The organism is Pseudomonas wadenswilerensis (assembly GCF_900497695.1).
Classification (GTDB): Bacteria; Pseudomonadota; Gammaproteobacteria; order Pseudomonadales; family Pseudomonadaceae; genus Aquipseudomonas; species Aquipseudomonas wadenswilerensis.
In genome coordinates, this window is the sequence record NZ_UIDD01000001.1 from 555,387 (window position 1) to 571,065 (window position 15,679).

Genomic DNA, 15,679 nt, shown 5'->3' on the forward strand with positions numbered 1-15,679 from the left:
CAATGAAGCGAATTTCCATCGCCCCGCGCCCGGACTGGCGCGCCACCGCCGAGCACTTCGGTTTCAACTTCCACACCTTTGGCGACGAGCCCTACTGGGACGAGTCGGCCTACTACCAGTTCAGCCTGCGGCAGATCGAAGACGACCTCGAAGAGCCGACCCGCGAGCTGCACGAACTGTGCATGGCACTGGTGGCCGAGGTGGTCGACAGTGAAGCGCTGCTCGAGCGCCTGGCGATTCCCGCGCAGTACTTCGACCTGATCCGCCGCTCGTGGCGCGATGGCCACCCGCATTTCTACGGGCGCATGGACCTGTGCTACGACGGCAAGGGCCCGGCCAAGTTGCTGGAGGCCAACTACGACACGCCGACGTCACTGTACGAGGCCAGCTTCTTCCAGTACCTGTGGCTGGAGCAGCAGATGCAGCGCGGCGGGCTGCCGGCCGGTGCTGATCAGTTCAACAGCCTGGAAGACAAACTCACTCAGGTGATGAGCGCCCATACCTTTGCCACGCCGTTCTACTTTGCCTCGGTAAAAGACTCGATCGAAGATCGCGGCACCGTCGAGTACCTGCGCGATATCGCCATGGGTGCCGGGCTGGATGCGCGCCTGGTGGATATGGAAGATATCGGCTTGAGTCGCGGCGGGCGCTTTGTCGATGACGTTGGCGCGCCAATCCCGAGCCTGTTCAAGCTCTACCCCTGGGAAGACATTTTCCACGACCCGTACGGCCCGGCGATCGCCAACAGCGGCACCTTGTTCGTCGAGCCGCCGTGGAAGGCAATCCTCTCCAACAAGGGCATGCTGGCGCTGCTGTGGGAGCGCCACCCGGGCCACCCGAACCTGCTGCCGGCGTTCATTGAGCAAACGTCGGGCGCGACTCTGGAGAAGGGCTGGGTGCGCAAACCCTTCTTCTCCCGCGAGGGCGCAAATATCGAGATCCACACCGGCAGTGGCCAGCGTGTGGTCGAGGACGGCCCGTATGGCGGCGGGCCGAGCATTGTCCAGCAGTTTCAGGCGCTGCCGCGCTTTGGCGACAGCTACACGGTGATCGGCAGTTGGGTGGTCGGCGACCTGCCGGCGGGCATTGGTATCCGCGAAGACAACTCGCTGATCACCAAGGACAGCAGCCGCTTTTTGCCCCACGCGATCATCGGCTGATCAGCGCAGCTCGGCGCGCAGGGCCTCGATGCGGGCGTCCTTGGCGTGCCAGAGCTGGTTGACCCAGTCCTGCACGGTCTGGCGCAAGGCTGGGTCGTTCTCGTAGTCACCATCCCACAGCGCCGGATCCAGTTCATGCACCTGGATGTCGATGATCACTTTAGCCAGGTTACCGCTGAGCAGGTCCCAGAAACCCGGCGCCCGGTCGCCAGGGTAGACGATGGTGACGTCGAGCAGGGCGTCGAGCTGTTCGCCCAGCGCCGCCAGTACGAAGGCCACGCCACCGGCCTTGGGCTTGAGCAGATGCTTGAACGGTGAATGCTGGGCGGCGCGCTTGGCTTCGGTGAAACGCGTGCCTTCGAGGTAGTTGACCACGGTCACCGGCTGGCGCTTGAACAGCTCGCAGGCAGCCTTGGTGATTTCCAGGTCCTGGCCCTTGAGTTCTGGGTGCTTGTCGAGGAAGGCCTTGCTGTAGCGCTTCATGAACGGGTAGTCCAGCGCCCACCAGGCCAGGCCCAGCAGCGGTACCCAGATCAGCTCTTTTTTCAGGAAGAACTTGAAGAATGGAATGCGCCGGTTGAGTACCTGGATCAGCGCCGGGATATCGACCCAACTCTGGTGGTTGCTGACTGCCAGGTACGAGGTGTCGAGGCGCAGGTCGGCGGCGCCGCGCACGTCCCAAATGGTCGGGATGCACAGGCGGAAGATCAGTTTGTCGATTTCGGCCCAGGTTTCGGCGATCCACATTACCCCCCACGAGGCATAGTCGCGGTAACGGCCGGGCAGGACCAGTTTGAGCAGGGCAAAGACCATCAGCGGGCCGATCAGGACCAGGGTGTTGAGCAGCAACAGCAAGGTCACAAGAATGCCCGTCAGCAAGCGGCGCATAAGAAAACTCTTATATTCAAGTAAGCGGTCGGCAATGATAAGCACCCTGTCGGCGTACGCCAAATGCTCTGGTCTGCTCCTGCCGGACAAATGTTTCACATTGTGTTGAATAAGCTATTGCCGCGAACCTATCCTGCCTTCGCAGTCTAAACACTGTCTTATCTCAAGGAAGCGGATCCTGTGAAATCGGTACTTGCACTGCTGTCCCTGTTGGCCCTGCCGGTCATGGCCGCCGAGCCGACCCTGTACGGCCGCTACGAATACATCAAACTGCCGGAAGTCGGTGGCCAGACCTTCAAGGCCAAGATGGACACCGGCGCGCTGACCGCCTCGCTGTCGGCCAAGGACATCGAACGCTTCACCCGTGATGGTGAGGACTGGGTGCGCTTTCGTGTCGCAACCAAGGATGCCGATGGCAAGGTCTACGAACACAAGCTGGCACGCATCAGCAAGATCAAGAACCGTGCCGATGAAGACGAAGATGGCGAGGGCGCCGAGATCAGCAAGCGGCCGGTGGTTGACCTGGAGCTGTGCCTGGGCGACGTCAAGCGTACCGTCGAAGTCAACCTGACCGACCGCAGCAGCTTCAACTATCCATTGCTGATTGGCGCGAAGGCGTTGCGCGAGTTCAAGGCGGCGGTGAACCCGGCGCGAAGGTTTACTGCAGACAAGCCGGACTGCTGATGGAATGAAAAGCATCGCTGGCAAGCCAGCTCCCACAGGGTTGGTGTAGACCTTGTGGGAGCTGGCTTGCCAGCGATGAGGCCTTGCCAGGCGCCGCATAATCTCCTACAAGTGCAGCATTTCCACCGCCAGGCCCGGATGCCATGCCGCATATATTGATTGTCGAAGACGAAGCGGCCATTGCCGATACGCTGATTTTCGCCCTGCAAGGCGACGGCCACAGCACCGAGTGGGTAACCCTCGGCAGCGCCGCGCTGGAGCAGCAACGCCAGCGCCCGGCCGACCTGATCATCCTCGACATCGGCCTGCCGGATATCAGCGGCTTCGAAACCTGCCGGCAACTGCGCCGTTTCAGTGAAGTGCCGGTGATGTTCCTCAGCGCCCGCGACGGTGAAATCGACCGGGTGGTGGGCCTGGAAATCGGTGCCGACGATTATGTGGTCAAACCCTTCAGCCCCCGCGAAGTCGCGGCACGGGTGCGGGCGATCCTCAAGCGCATGGCGCCGCGCGCCGAACCGCTTGCCAGTGCCCCGGAGCTGTTCCAGGTCGATACCCTGCGCATGCAGATCCACTACCACGGCCAGGCCCTGAGCCTGACCCGCCACGAATTTCGCCTGCTGCAAAGCCTGCTGGAACAACCCGAGCGAGTATTCAGCCGCGAGCAGCTGCTGGATGCCGTCGGCGTTGCCGCCGATGTCGGCTACGAGCGCAGCATCGACAGCCATATCAAGAGCCTGCGCGCCAAGCTGCGCGCGGTGGCCGCCGACGCCGAGCCGATCCAGACCCACCGGGGCCTCGGTTACAGCTACAGCCCGAGCCACAGCTGATGCGCCTGGGAATACGGATTTTCCTGGTGTATTTCCTGTTCGTCGGGCTGACCGGCTATTTCATCCTCAGCACCGTGCGCGAGCAGATTCGCCCGGGTGTGCGCCAGTCCACCGAAGAAACCCTGGTCGACACCGCCAACCTGCTTGCGGAAATCCTCCACGACGACGTCAAGGCCGGCACCCTTGGCCAGAGCCGCTTGCCGATACTGCTGCGTGCCTACGGCCAGCGCCAGCCCAAGGCCGATATCTGGGGCTTGTCGAAGAACCAGGTCAACCACCGCATCTACGTCACCGATGCCCAGGGCAAGGTGTTGCTCGACTCCGCAGGTGTGGCGGTGGGCGAGGACTATTCGCGCTGGAACGACGTCTACCTGACCTTGCGCGGCCAATACGGTGCACGCTCGACCCGCAGCAACCCGGAGGATCCGGAGTCGTCGGTGATGCACGTGGCGGCACCGATTCTCGATGAAGGCAGGATTATCGGCGTGGTCACCGTGGCCAAGCCGAACAAGTCGCTGCAACCCTATATCGACCGCTCCGAGCGGCGCCTGCTGTACCTCGGCCTGGGCCTGATCGGCCTTGGCCTGCTGGTGGGCGCGGCGCTGTCGTGGTGGCTGGCGCGCTCGCTGCGCAGGCTGACCCGTTATGCCCAGGCGGTCAGTGAGGGTGAGCGCACGGCGCTGCCGCATTACCGGGGCGGTGAGCTGTGGCAACTGGCGGCAGCGGTGGAGCGCATGCGTACCCAGCTCGAAGGCAAGGACTACGTCGAACGTTACGTGCACACCCTGACCCACGAGCTGAAAAGCCCGTTGGCGGCGATCCGCGGTGCCTCCGAACTGCTCCAGGGGCCGATGAGCGACGAGCAGCGCCAGCGCTTTGCCGGCAATATCGAAAGCGAAAGTGCGCGCATGCAGCAGTTGATCGAGCGCCTGCTCAACCTGGCCCAGGTCGAGCAGATGCAGGAGCTGGAAGAACAGCAGCAGGTGCCGCTGGCGGCGCTGGTCGACGAGCTGCTGCTGGCCCAGGGCGCGCGGATCGAAAGCGGCGAACTGCAGGTGCGTCAGCGCGTACCCGTCGCTGCGCGGCTGTTATGCGACCCCTTCCTGATGCGCCAGGCCATTGCCAACCTGCTGGACAATGCCCTGGACTTCACCCCGCCGGGCGGTTTGCTGGTGTTCGAGCTGGAGCACGGGGACGGCCGCGTGGCCTTGAGCCTGTTCAACCAGGGCGAGGCGATTCCTGACTATGCCCTGGGTCGTCTCAGCGAACGTTTCTACTCGCTGCCGCGACCGTTCAGCGGGCGCAAGAGCACCGGCCTGGGGCTGAATTTCGTCGAAGAGGTGATGCAGTTGCATGGCGGCGCGCTGGAAGTCGCCAACGTCGAGGACGGCGTACGCGTGCGTTTGTGGTTGCCGGCCAAGCGCCTGGGCTGAAAACTTCACAGAGTCTGCACACAGGCTCCACATAACTCCCCAAGGGCTCCATTTCGCTTGCGCAGACTCTGCCCATCGAAACCGGAGTCCCGTCCATGAACCGAAATCTGAGCTACAAACTGGGTGCCATTGCCATCCTGATCGCACTGTTGCTGATTCCCTTGCTGATGATTGGCGGCTTGATCCAGGACCGCCAGGAGCAACGCGACCAGGTGGTGCGCGACATTGCCCAGAGCTCCAGTTTTGCCCAGCAGATCAGCGGGCCGATGCTGGTGGTGCCATACCGCAAGATCGAGCGGCGCTGGAAGACCGAAGACGGCAAGAGCTACCAGGAAGCCAGCCAGGTCGCCGGCCATCTGTACTTCTTGCCGGAAACCTTCGACCTCAAGGCAGGCATCGACACCGAACTGCGTTCGCGCGGTATCTATGAGGCGCGCCTGTTCCACGCCGACAATCACATCAGTGGCCAATTCAAGATTCCGGCCAACTGGGGGATTACCGAGGACTTTGCCGACTACCGCTTCGATCCGGCGTTCCTGGTGGTGGGCATCAGCGACATCCGCGGCATCGAAAAAGGCCTGCAACTGCAGCTCAACGAGCAGCGTCTGGACTTTGCCGCCGGTACCAAGCTGAGCTGGATGAGCGGTGGCGTCCATGCGCTGTTGCCGGGCATCGATGGCAAGGCCGAGGCCGTGCTCAATTACGCGTTCGACCTCAGCCTGCAAGGCACCGGACAGCTGCACGTGCTGCCGATGGGCCGCAGCACTACGGTAAGCATGGCCGCCAACTGGCCGCACCCAAGCTTCGACGGTAACTACCTGCCAAGCAGCCGCAAGGTCGATGCCGGTGGTTTTTCGGCGCGCTGGCAAACCTCGTTCTTCTCCACCAACCTCGAAGACGCCTTGACCCAGTGCGTGGTCAACGAGCAGTGCAATGATTTCAATGGGCGTGCCTTCGGCGTCAGCTTCGTCGACCCGGTGGACCAGTACCTCAAAAGCGAACGGGCAATCAAATATGCATTGCTGTTCATTGCCCTGACCTTTGCCGGCTTTTTCCTCTTCGAAGTGCTCAAGGGCCTCAGCGTGCACCCGATCCAGTACGGCCTGGTGGGCGTGGCCCTGGCGTTCTTCTACCTGCTGTTGCTGTCGTTGTCCGAGCACCTGGGCTTTGCCAAGGCCTATGCGTTGTCGGCGGGGGGCTGCGTGTTGCTGATCGGCTTCTACCTGTGCCACGTGCTGCACAGCGTGTTTCGCGGCATGGGCTTTGCCCTGGGTCTGGCGCTGCTCTACGGCATGCTCTACGGCCTGCTGACGGCCGAGGATTACGCGCTGCTGATGGGCTCGCTGCTGCTGTTCGGCCTGCTGGGTGTGTTCATGGTCCTGACCCGTCGCCTGGACTGGTATCGGGTTGGCCAGGTGAAACTGTCATGAGTGGCTTGCGCGAGGAGAGGGTATTGGGTGCAGTGCTGGCGACCCACATCGCCGGCCTGTGGACAGCAGAAGTGATTGTCGGCGCCGGCCTTGTCGGGGATGAGATTGCTCTGCTGTCTGGTAATGCGCGGCGCCTGCATCGCTGGCAAAGCCAGCTCCCACACAGTCAGCGGTACACCGATGCACTGTGGGAGCCGGCCTTGCCGGCGATGGGCTGCACAGCAGCCCCTGGCAATGTCAGGTAGCCGAAGGATCAGTCGCCTGCATCGACTCACGCTGACTGACTTGCGCATACCACCCCGCCAGCTGCGGCTGTTGCTCACGCCAGCCGAAGTCCGGGAAGCGCAGGTCGAGGTAACCCAGGGCACAGGCCACGCCGATGGCGGCGATGTCGAACACCGAGGCCAGTTCGGCGAAGTGTTCCTGCTCAAGGTTGCTCAGGCCACGACGGATCTTGTCCTGTTGCGCTTCGATCCAGGCGTCCCATTGTTTGTCCTTGGGCCGCAGGAAAGTCTCGTAGCGCGTCAGCACCGCGGCATCCATGATCGCATCGGCCAGCGAGGCGAGGGTCAGGCGGTGCCAGCGCGGCCAGCCTTCACGGGGGATCAGCGGGTTACCGACATGCTGCAGGTCGAGGTACTCGCAGATCACCCGGCTGTCGTGCAGCACGCTACCGTCGGCCAGGCGCAGGGCCGGGATCTTGCCCGCCGGGTTGCCCTGGTTGAGCTCGGCTACCGGGTTGACCGGAGTGAGGTTGACGGCGTGCAGGGCCACGCGGTCGGTTTGCCCGGTTTCGTGCAACACCACCAGGACCTTGCGCACGAACGGCGAGGCCGGCGAATGGAACAGGGTCATGCTCGGTGCGGACATGTCGATCCCTCAGTTGCCTTGCAGGCTCGGTGGCAGGCAGACACCGGTACCACCGATGCCGCAGTAGCCTTCTGGGTTCTTGGCCAGGTACTGCTGGTGGTAGGCTTCGGCGAAGTACACGGTCGGCGCCTGGTCGATCTCGGTGGTGATTTCGCCGAAGCCGGCCTTGCTCAGTTCGGCCTGGTAGGCCTGCTTGCTGGCCAGTGCCTCGTCCAGTTGCTGGGGACTGGTGCAGTAGATCACCGAGCGGTACTGGGTGCCGACGTCGTTGCCCTGGCGCATGCCCTGGGTCGGGTTGTGCAGTTCCCAGAACATCGCCAGCAGCTCTTTGTAGCTGACCTTGTCCTTGTCGAACACCACCAGCACCACTTCGGTGTGGCCGGTCAGGCCCGAGCAGACTTCTTCGTAGGTCGGGTTGGGGGTGAAGCCGCCGGCATAGCCGACCACGGTGCTGACCACGCCTTCACGTTGCCAGAAGCGCCGCTCGGCACCCCAGAAGCAGCCCAGGCCAAAGATCGCAAAGTCGATGGCGCCTTCGAAGAACGGGCCGAGCAGCGGGGTGTCCTTGAAGACGAAATGCTTCTCGGGCAGGGTCATCGGCGTTTCGCGGCCAGGCAGGGCCTGTTCCGCAGTGGGCAGGGCGTTTTTGTTCACCAGAATCTCCGAGCGCAGGACCATGATCGTTCCTCTGCTGATAAAAGGTAGGAGCGGGCTTGCCCCGCGAAGGGGCCTGAATGAACTCTATATTGCCCGAGAGAAACGCCGCTGTCAGGCGATAGGGCCACGCGGATAGCGTTTGAGCTTATCGATCAGCTCACTGCCTGGAATCGGCCGGTCGAACAGGTAGCCCTGGCCGACATCGCAGCGGTGACGACGCAGGAATGCCAGCTGCTCGGCGGTCTCGATGCCTTCGGCAACCACTTTGAGCTTGAGGTTGTGGGCCATGGCCACCACCGCCGAGGTGATCTCCATGTCGTCCTGGTTGTCGGGGATTTCGTGGATGAAGCTGCGATCGATCTTGATGATGTCGATCGGGAATTTCTTCAGGTAGCTCAGCGACGAATAGCCGGTGCCGAAGTCGTCCATGGCCAGGGTCAGGCCCAGTTGCTTGAGCTGGTCGAGCTGGCGGTGGGTGTCTTCGGTGGCTTCCAGCAGCAGGCCCTCGGTCAGCTCCAGCTCCAGCAAGTGCGGGGGCAGGGCTTCCTCCTTGAGGATGTTGGCGATCGAGGCGACCAGGTCGGGGTCGGAAAACTGCTTGGGCGAGAGGTTGATCGCCACCTGCAGGTTACCCAGGCCTTCGGTGCGCAGCTTCTGGCTCATGCGGCAGGCCTGGCGGGCGATCCACTTGCCGATAGGGATGATCAGCCCGGTCTCTTCGGCGACGCTGATGAACTGGTCGGGGCGGATCATGCCCTTTTCCGGATGGTTCCAGCGCAGCAGCGCTTCCAGGCCCAGCAGGCGGCCACTGCGCAGGCACAGCTTGGGCTGGTAGAACACGTCCAGTTCGTTCTGGGTCAGGGCGCGGCGCAGGTTGTTCTCGACGAACAGCTTGTAGCTGGCCTCGGCATTCAGCGCCTCGGTGAACACCTGGACCTGGTGCTTGCCGTTGGCCTTGGCCTTGTGCAGGGCCAGGCCTGCGTTCTTCATCAGGGTCTGCGGGTCGCGGCCATGCAGCGGCGCGCAGGCAAGGCCCACGGAGCCGGTGACGTTGATCAGCTGGTTGTCGACGAACATCGGCTTGTCGAGGGTGCGCAGCAGTTGCTGGGCAACCTGTTGGCCGCCCTCCAGGTCGGTGTCTTCGAGCAGCACGGCGAATTCGTTGCTGGCAAAGCGCGCCAGGCTGCCGCCGGGGCTCAGGCTGTTGCGCAGGCGTCGGGCCAGGCTGATCAGCAGCTTGTCGCCGGTCTGGTGGCCGAGGCTGTCGTTGATTCGCTTGAAGTTGTCGATGTCCACCAGCAGCAGGCTGATCGGGCTGTCGCTGTCGCGGGCGAAGCGCTCGTCGAGGTTGCGGATGAACGCCGGGCGATTGCCCAGGCTGGTCAGGTTGTCGGTATAGGCCAGGCGCTCGATGCGCTGCTGGGCCAGCTTGCTCTGGGTGATGTCTTCGTAGATGCCGATGTAATGGGTCAGTTCGCGGTTGTCGCCGAACACCTTGGAAATCGACAGCTGGCCCCAGTAGGGCTCGAGGTTCTTGCGCCGGCTCTTGAATTCGCCCTGCCAGCTGTTGCCCATGGCCAGGCTGGACGGCGCGTCGAACAGCAGTTCGCTCAAGTTTTCCAGCGCCGGCAGTTCCGACAAGCGGTGGCCGTGGACTTCATCGGTGCTGTACTGGGTAATGGCGGTAAAGCTTGGGTTGACGTACTCGACCACGCCGTCGCGGTTGACCAGCAAAAAGGCGTTGGCGCTTTGCTCGACGGCGCGCTGGAACAGGTGCAGGGCGTTGGTCGCGGTGCGCCGGTTGTGGTTGTTGATGACCTGGGCGAACTGGTCGGCCAGCTCGCCGGCAAAGGCAATTTCATCGGTTTGCCAGGCGCGCGCCGAGCCGGTTTGCTCCAGGCACAATACCCCGACCACCTGGCCATCGATGCGGATACTGGCGTCGAGCATGGCGTTGATGTCGCGCGGGCGCAGGCTCTCGGCCATTTCCCGGGTGCGCGGGTCGTGGGTGGCGTTGTGGGCGTCGATGGCGCGGCTGGTGTGCAGGGCTTCGAGGTAGTCGGGAAAGCGACTGGCGTCGATCGGCTCGGGCAGGCGGTATTCCTGGGTGTCTCGGTAGAACGCCGAGATTGGTTGCAGGTGCTGGTCTTCCAGGTACCAGATGCTCGCGCAGTCGATCTTGTAGATCTCGCAGGCACTGCGGGTGATCAGTTCGGCGGCTTCGAGCAGCGAATTGCTGGCGCTGTAGCGATGGCGGGCCAGGTGCAGGATCAGGTCCTGCTGGGCACGTACCCGCTCCAGGTGCTCGAGCTGTTCCTGCTGGGCCCGCTGGTTGAGCTGCAACGCGATCTGCAGGCGGCTGTTGCGGGTTTCGAGGTCGGCGGCCGACAGGTCTGGCGTGTCACCCGGCTGGCTGTCGAGGACCATCAGGTAACCGCGCAGCAACTGGCGGTTGTGCTGCTTGTAGGCTTCGCCCAGCTCCAGCAGGTGCAGCGGGCCCTGGGCGGTGTGCAGGGTATAGCGCACCAGGTAATGCGGGCGCTGGGCCAGTTGCAACTGAATGGCATCGTGCAGTTTGTAGCGCGCTTCGGGCTCCATCAGGCTGGCGTAGGGCGAGCCGACCAGTGCACAGAGTTCCACTGCGGCCAGGCCAAATTGCCGTTCACAACCAGGATCAAGATAGAGCAGCGCCCAGCTCGCCTCGTTCAGCCGCTCGAAACGCAGCATCCCGAGCCGCGAGGGCACGGGCAACTGCGTCACGACCTCGGCCACCATACGGCTGGCGGCATCAGGTTGGCTTTTCATCGAGAGCTCGCTTCAAGAAGGCTGTTCGCGCAAATAGAGCAATCTGCTACTACGCGTGTCGGCAAGGTTGCATCATGCGCTTGAGGCTGACAAGCGATACAGAGACCTCCGTACTAACTGTGTCGGCATTGGCGTAGGAATCTTAAGTCAGACGCTGCCCATCGCGGGGCAAGTCGGACCGCCGCATCGCCGCGCCCACAGGGGGACCATTCCAGCAGATAAAAAAAGCCCCGCCAAAATGACGGGGTTGAGGTACGAGCGTGGCAGCTCGAAAAGGGAGCCTGTCTCCCCGGCAGGGGAGACAGGAAACAGCAATTACAGGAGCATGGTGCGGATGTCGGTCAGCAGGTCGCCCAGGCGCTTGGTGAAGCGCGCAGCAGCTGCACCGTTGATCACGCGGTGATCGTAGGACAGCGACAGTGGCAGCATCAGCTTCGGCTGGAAGGCTTTGCCGTCCCAGACTGGCTGGATGGTCGCCTTGGACACACCGAGGATCGCCACTTCCGGCGCGTTGACGATCGGCGTGAAGCCGGTGCCGCCAATGTGGCCGAGGCTGGAGATGGTGAAGCAGGCGCCTTGCATGTCGTCGGCCGAGAGCTTCTTGGTCCGGGCTTTTTCCGCCAGGGCAGCAGCTTCGCCAGCCAGTTGCAGCAGGCTCTTCTGGTCGACGTTCTTGATCACAGGGACCAGCAGGCCGTCCGGGGTATCAACCGCGAAGCCGATGTTGACGTACTTCTTGCGGATGATCGCCTTGCCGCTAGGGGCCAGCGAGCTGTTGAAGTCCGGCAGTTCCTTGAGCAGGTGGGCGCAGGCCTTGAGCAGCAGGGGCAGCACGGTCAGCTTGACGCCAGCCTTCTCGGCCACGGCCTTCTGGGCTACGCGGAAAGCTTCCAGCTCGGTGATGTCGGCGCTGTCGAACTGGGTCACGTGCGGCACGTTCAGCCAGCTGCGGTGCAGGTTGGTGGCGCCAACTTGCATCAGGCGGGTCATCGGCACTTCTTCGATTTCGCCGAAACGGCTGAAGTCGACTTCCGGGATCGGCGGAATACCAGCACCACCGGTTGCACCGGCGGCTGGAGCTGCCTTGGCCTTCTGCATCATGGCCTTGACGTAAACCTGTACGTCTTCCTTGAGCACACGACCGTGCGGGCCGCTGGCAGCGACGGCGCTCAGCTCGACGCCGAATTCACGGGCCAGCTGACGTACGGCAGGGCCGGCATGCACCTTGGCACCGTTTGCCGCAGGGGCAACAGCAGGAGCAGGTGCGGCCTCGGCTTTGGCAGCTGGCGCAGGGGCGGCTGCGGCGGGCGCAGCTTCAGCCTTGGCCGGAGCAGCAGCGGCAGGCGCTGCTGCTGGCGCGGCGGCGCCCTGGACCTTGAGCTTGAGGATGAAGTCGCCAGTGCCGACTTCGTCTTCCAGCTTGACGCCGATGCTTTCCACCACGCCGGCAGCCGGCGACGGGATTTCCATCGAGGCCTTGTCGGATTCCAGGGTGATCAGCGACTGGTCGGCTTCGACCGTGTCGCCAACCTTGACCAGCAGCTCGATGATCTTGGCCTTGCCCGAGGAGCCGATGTCCGGAACATGAATGTCCTGAACAGTGGCAGCCGCCGGTGCAGCGGCCGGGGCCGCAGGGGCCTCGGCAGCAGCAGGTTTTTCCGCGGCAGCAGGTGCTGCGGCAGGGGCAGCCGCAGGGGCCGCAGCAGCGGCGCCCTCGACTTCCAGTTCCAGCAGTTCGTCGCCTTCTTTCAGGCGGTCGCCCAGCTTGACCTTCAGGCTCTTGACCACACCGGCCTTGGGAGCAGGGATTTCCATGCTCGCCTTGTCCGATTCCAGGGTCAGGATGCTCTGGTCGGCTTCGATACGGTCGCCAACTTTGACGAACAGCTCGATGACTTCACCTTCACCGCTGCCGATGTCAGGTACGCGAATGAGTTCGCTCACTTAAAAATACTCCTCAGCAGTCCAGTGGGTTGCGTTTGTCCGGGTCGATGCCGAACTTGGTGATGGCTTCAGCCACGACCTTAGGTTCGATATCGCCACGGTCAGCCAAGGCTTCCAGGGCAGCCAGCACCACGAAGTGACGGTCGACTTCGAAGAAGTGACGCAGCTTCTTGCGGCTGTCGCTGCGACCGAAGCCATCGGTACCCAGGACTTTGAACTCTTTGCTCGGTACCCACTGGCGAATCTGTTCGGCGAACAGCTTCATGTAGTCGGTGGAGGCGATGACCGGGCCCTTGCGGCCAGCCAGGCACTCTTCGACGTAGGTAACCTGAGGTTTCTGACCAGGCTTGAGGCGGTTGCTGCGCTCTACGGCCAGGCCGTCGCGACGCAGTTCGTTGAAGCTGGTAACGCTCCAGACGTCGGCGCCAACGTTGAACTCTTCACGCAGGATCTTCGCCGCTTCGCGCACTTCACGCAGGATGGTGCCGGAGCCCAGCAACTGAACGTGGTGTGCAGCTTCGCGGGTGTCTTCCTCGAGCAGGTACATACCCTTGATGATGCCTTCCTCGACACCGGCCGGGATGGCTGGCTGCTGGTAGGACTCGTTCATCACGGTGATGTAGTAGAAGACGTCCTGTTGCTCTTCGGTCATCTTCTTCATGCCGTCCTGGATGATCACCGCCAGCTCGTAGCCGTAGGTCGGATCATAGGTGCGGCAGTTCGGGATGGTCGCGGCCAGCATGTGGCTGTGACCGTCTTCGTGCTGCAGGCCTTCACCGTTGAGGGTGGTACGGCCGGCGGTACCGCCGATCAGGAAGCCACGGGTGCGGCTGTCGCCAGCGGCCCAGGCCAGGTCGCCGATACGCTGGAAGCCGAACATCGAGTAGAAGATGTAGAACGGCAGCATCGGCTGGTTGTGGTTCGAGTACGAAGTACCGGCAGCGATGAAGGAGGACATGGCGCCCGCTTCGTTGATGCCTTCTTCGAGGATCTGGCCCTTCTTGTCTTCGCGGTAGAACATCACCTGGTCTTTGTCGACTGGCTCGTAGAGCTGGCCGACGGACGAGTAGATGCCCAGCTGGCGGAACATGCCTTCCATACCGAAGGTGCGGGCTTCGTCCGGGATGATCGGGACGATGCGCTGGCCGATTTCCTTGTCCTTGACCAGTTGCGCGAGGATCCGCACGAAGGCCATGGTGGTGGAGATTTCACGGTCGCCCGAGCCGTCGAGGATCGCCTTCAGGGTTTCCAGTGGCGGCGTCGGGATGCTGAAGCTCTTCGCGCGGCGCTGCGGCACGAAGCCACCCAGGGCGCTGCGGCGCTCGGCCAGGTAACGGGCCTCGGCGCTGCCTTCTTCAGGTTTGAAGAACGGCAGGTTTTCCAGCTCTTCGTCCTTGACCGGGATGTCGAAACGATCGCGGAAGTGACGCAGGCTGTCGACGTCGACCTTCTTGGTGTTGTGCGCGGTGTTCTTGGCTTCGCCAGCACCGGTGCCGTAACCCTTGATGGTCTTGGCCAGGATGACGGTCGGCTGGTCTTTGTGGTTGACCGCCTGGTGGTAGGCCGCATAGACCTTGTACGGGTCGTGACCACCACGGTTGAGCTTCCAGATCTCGTCGTCGGACAGGTCTTCGACCATGGCCTTGAGCTCTGGAGTGTTGAAGAAGTGCTCACGGACGAACGCGCCGTCCTTGGCCTTGTAGTTCTGGTACTCGCCGTCGATGACTTCGTCCATGCGGCGTTGCAGGATGCCGTCGACGTCCTTGGCCAGCAGCGGGTCCCAGAAACGGCCCCAGACCACTTTGTTGACGTTCCAGCCACCGCCACGGAACACACCTTCGAGTTCCTGGATGATCTTGCCGTTGCCGCGAACCGGGCCGTCGAGGCGCTGCAGGTTGCAGTTGATGACGAAGATCAGGTTGTCCAGCTTCTCGCGGCCAGCCAGCGAGATTGCGCCCAGGGATTCCGGCTCGTCACACTCGCCGTCGCCCATGAAGCACCAGATCTTCTGCTTGCCGGCAGGGATGTAGCCACGGCTTTCCATGTACTTCATGAAACGCGCCTGGTAGATCGCCTGGATCGGGCCCAGACCCATGGAAACGGTCGGGAACTGCCAGAAGTCAGGCATCAGCCATGGGTGTGGGTAGGACGACAGGCCCTTGCCATCGACTTCCTGACGGAAGTTGTTCATTTGGTCTTCGGTGATCCGGCCTTCCATGAACGCACGGGCGTAGACGCCTGGCGAAGCGTGACCCTGGAAGTAGATCAGGTCGCCGCCGTGCTCGTCGGTCGGGGCCTGGAAGAAGTAGTTGAAGCCGATGTCATACAGGGTGGCGCTGGAGGCGAAGCTGGAGATGTGGCCGCCCAGATCCGAGTCTTTCAGGTTGGTGCGCATTACCATGGCCAGCGCGTTCCAACGTACCAACGAGCGAATGCGGCGTTCCATGAACAGGTCGCCAGGCATGCGTGCTTCGTGGGTTACGGGGATGGTGTTGCGGTATGGCGTGGTGATGGCATATGGCAGCTGAGAGCCACTACGGGTGGCCAGCTCGCCCATACGGGTCATCAGGTAGTGAGCGCGGTCTTCGCCTTCTTTGTCGAGAACCGACTCCAGGGCGTCCAGCCATTCCTGGGTTTCGACGGGATCGAGGTCTTGCATGGCTTGCTCCAGGGCGGAAAGGCTTCCAGAATCGGTTGCCTGAGTTTGCGACTGGCCTTTTGGGCAGACGACATGAAATTCTTGGATTACCGGAGAGTGTACCGGCGTTGTGTAGTTTTACTACAAATGAATCACCATTTCATGCTTTTGAGGTGATCGGGCAGTAGTAAAACTACACAAAAATGGCTCGTGGCCGCTGTTCGGGTTGTGGGAAAAATCGATACCGGTGGTTAAAAACAAGTTAAGAAAAGGTTTGCTGCGATGGTTTCTGCCAGAAAATCAGTTTTTACAGCTATTTCTAACTTTTGTACGACAGTCCAGC

Annotated in this window: 12 protein-coding genes; 6 read left to right on the forward strand and 6 right to left on the reverse strand. The window is 62.4% G+C overall.

The features are described from left to right. Positions 1-2: 2 nt before the first annotated feature. On the forward strand, positions 3-1,160 hold the full coding sequence (locus tag CCOS864_RS02690; protein WP_115084947.1) for a glutathionylspermidine synthase family protein: 1,158 nt from the start codon (positions 3-5) through the stop codon (positions 1,158-1,160). Here CCOS864_RS02690 and CCOS864_RS02695 read toward each other — a convergent pair whose 3' ends face one another. Next, positions 1,161-2,048, reverse strand: coding sequence for an acyltransferase (locus CCOS864_RS02695; RefSeq protein WP_115084948.1), 888 nt, complete (start codon positions 2,046-2,048; stop codon positions 1,161-1,163). Positions 2,049-2,228: 180 nt separating this feature from the next. On the opposite strand from CCOS864_RS02695, the gene rloA2 reads away from it, so the two are divergent. From rloA2 to CCOS864_RS02720, 5 genes are all read left to right on the forward strand, one after another. Next, positions 2,229-2,732, forward strand: coding sequence for a retropepsin-like aspartic peptidase RloA2 (gene rloA2, locus CCOS864_RS02700; protein WP_115084949.1), 504 nt, complete (start codon positions 2,229-2,231; stop codon positions 2,730-2,732). A 143-nt stretch (positions 2,733-2,875) separates the two neighbouring features. Further along, positions 2,876-3,559 carry a two-component system response regulator CreB gene (gene creB / locus CCOS864_RS02705; protein WP_115084950.1) on the forward strand — a complete coding sequence of 228 codons (684 nt, stop codon included), beginning with the start codon at positions 2,876-2,878 and terminating at the stop codon, positions 3,557-3,559. Further along, entirely contained in the window at positions 3,559-4,992 is a 1,434-nt protein-coding gene (gene creC, locus CCOS864_RS02710; RefSeq protein ID WP_115084951.1) for a two-component system sensor histidine kinase CreC, read from the forward strand. The genes creB and creC overlap by 1 nt, the downstream gene beginning before the upstream one ends. Before the next feature lie 95 nt (positions 4,993-5,087). Continuing rightward, on the forward strand, positions 5,088-6,422 hold the full coding sequence (gene creD, locus CCOS864_RS02715) for a cell envelope integrity protein CreD (protein WP_115084952.1): 1,335 nt from the start codon (positions 5,088-5,090) through the stop codon (positions 6,420-6,422). Further along, entirely contained in the window at positions 6,419-6,667 is a 249-nt protein-coding gene (locus CCOS864_RS02720) for a hypothetical protein (RefSeq protein WP_115084953.1), read from the forward strand. Before creD ends, CCOS864_RS02720 begins: the two co-directional genes overlap by 4 nt. Here the strand turns inward: CCOS864_RS02720 and CCOS864_RS02725 are convergent. From CCOS864_RS02725 to aceE, 5 genes are all read right to left on the reverse strand, one after another. After that, positions 6,660-7,292, reverse strand: a complete 633-nt coding sequence (locus CCOS864_RS02725; RefSeq protein ID WP_115084954.1) for a glutathione S-transferase — start codon at positions 7,290-7,292, stop codon at positions 6,660-6,662. The two genes, CCOS864_RS02720 and CCOS864_RS02725, sit on opposite strands and share 8 nt — an antisense overlap. A 9-nt stretch (positions 7,293-7,301) precedes the next feature. Continuing rightward, positions 7,302-7,970, reverse strand: coding sequence for a peptide-methionine (S)-S-oxide reductase MsrA (gene msrA, locus CCOS864_RS02730; RefSeq protein ID WP_115084955.1), 669 nt, complete (start codon positions 7,968-7,970; stop codon positions 7,302-7,304). A gap of 90 nt (positions 7,971-8,060) precedes the next feature. Further along, the gene (locus tag CCOS864_RS02735) at positions 8,061-10,754 is read right to left on the reverse strand and encodes a putative bifunctional diguanylate cyclase/phosphodiesterase (protein ID WP_115084956.1); all 2,694 of its coding nucleotides are present in this window, start codon (positions 10,752-10,754) and stop codon (positions 8,061-8,063) included. 315 nt (positions 10,755-11,069) lie between these two features. Then, positions 11,070-12,698, reverse strand: coding sequence for a dihydrolipoyllysine-residue acetyltransferase (aceF, locus tag CCOS864_RS02740; protein WP_115084957.1), 1,629 nt, complete (start codon positions 12,696-12,698; stop codon positions 11,070-11,072). Positions 12,699-12,711: 13 nt separating this feature from the next. Continuing rightward, positions 12,712-15,357: a pyruvate dehydrogenase (acetyl-transferring), homodimeric type gene (aceE, locus tag CCOS864_RS02745; RefSeq protein WP_115084958.1), complete on the reverse strand. Its 2,646-nt coding sequence runs from the start codon at positions 15,355-15,357 to the stop codon at positions 12,712-12,714. Positions 15,358-15,679: the final 322 nt, after the last annotated feature.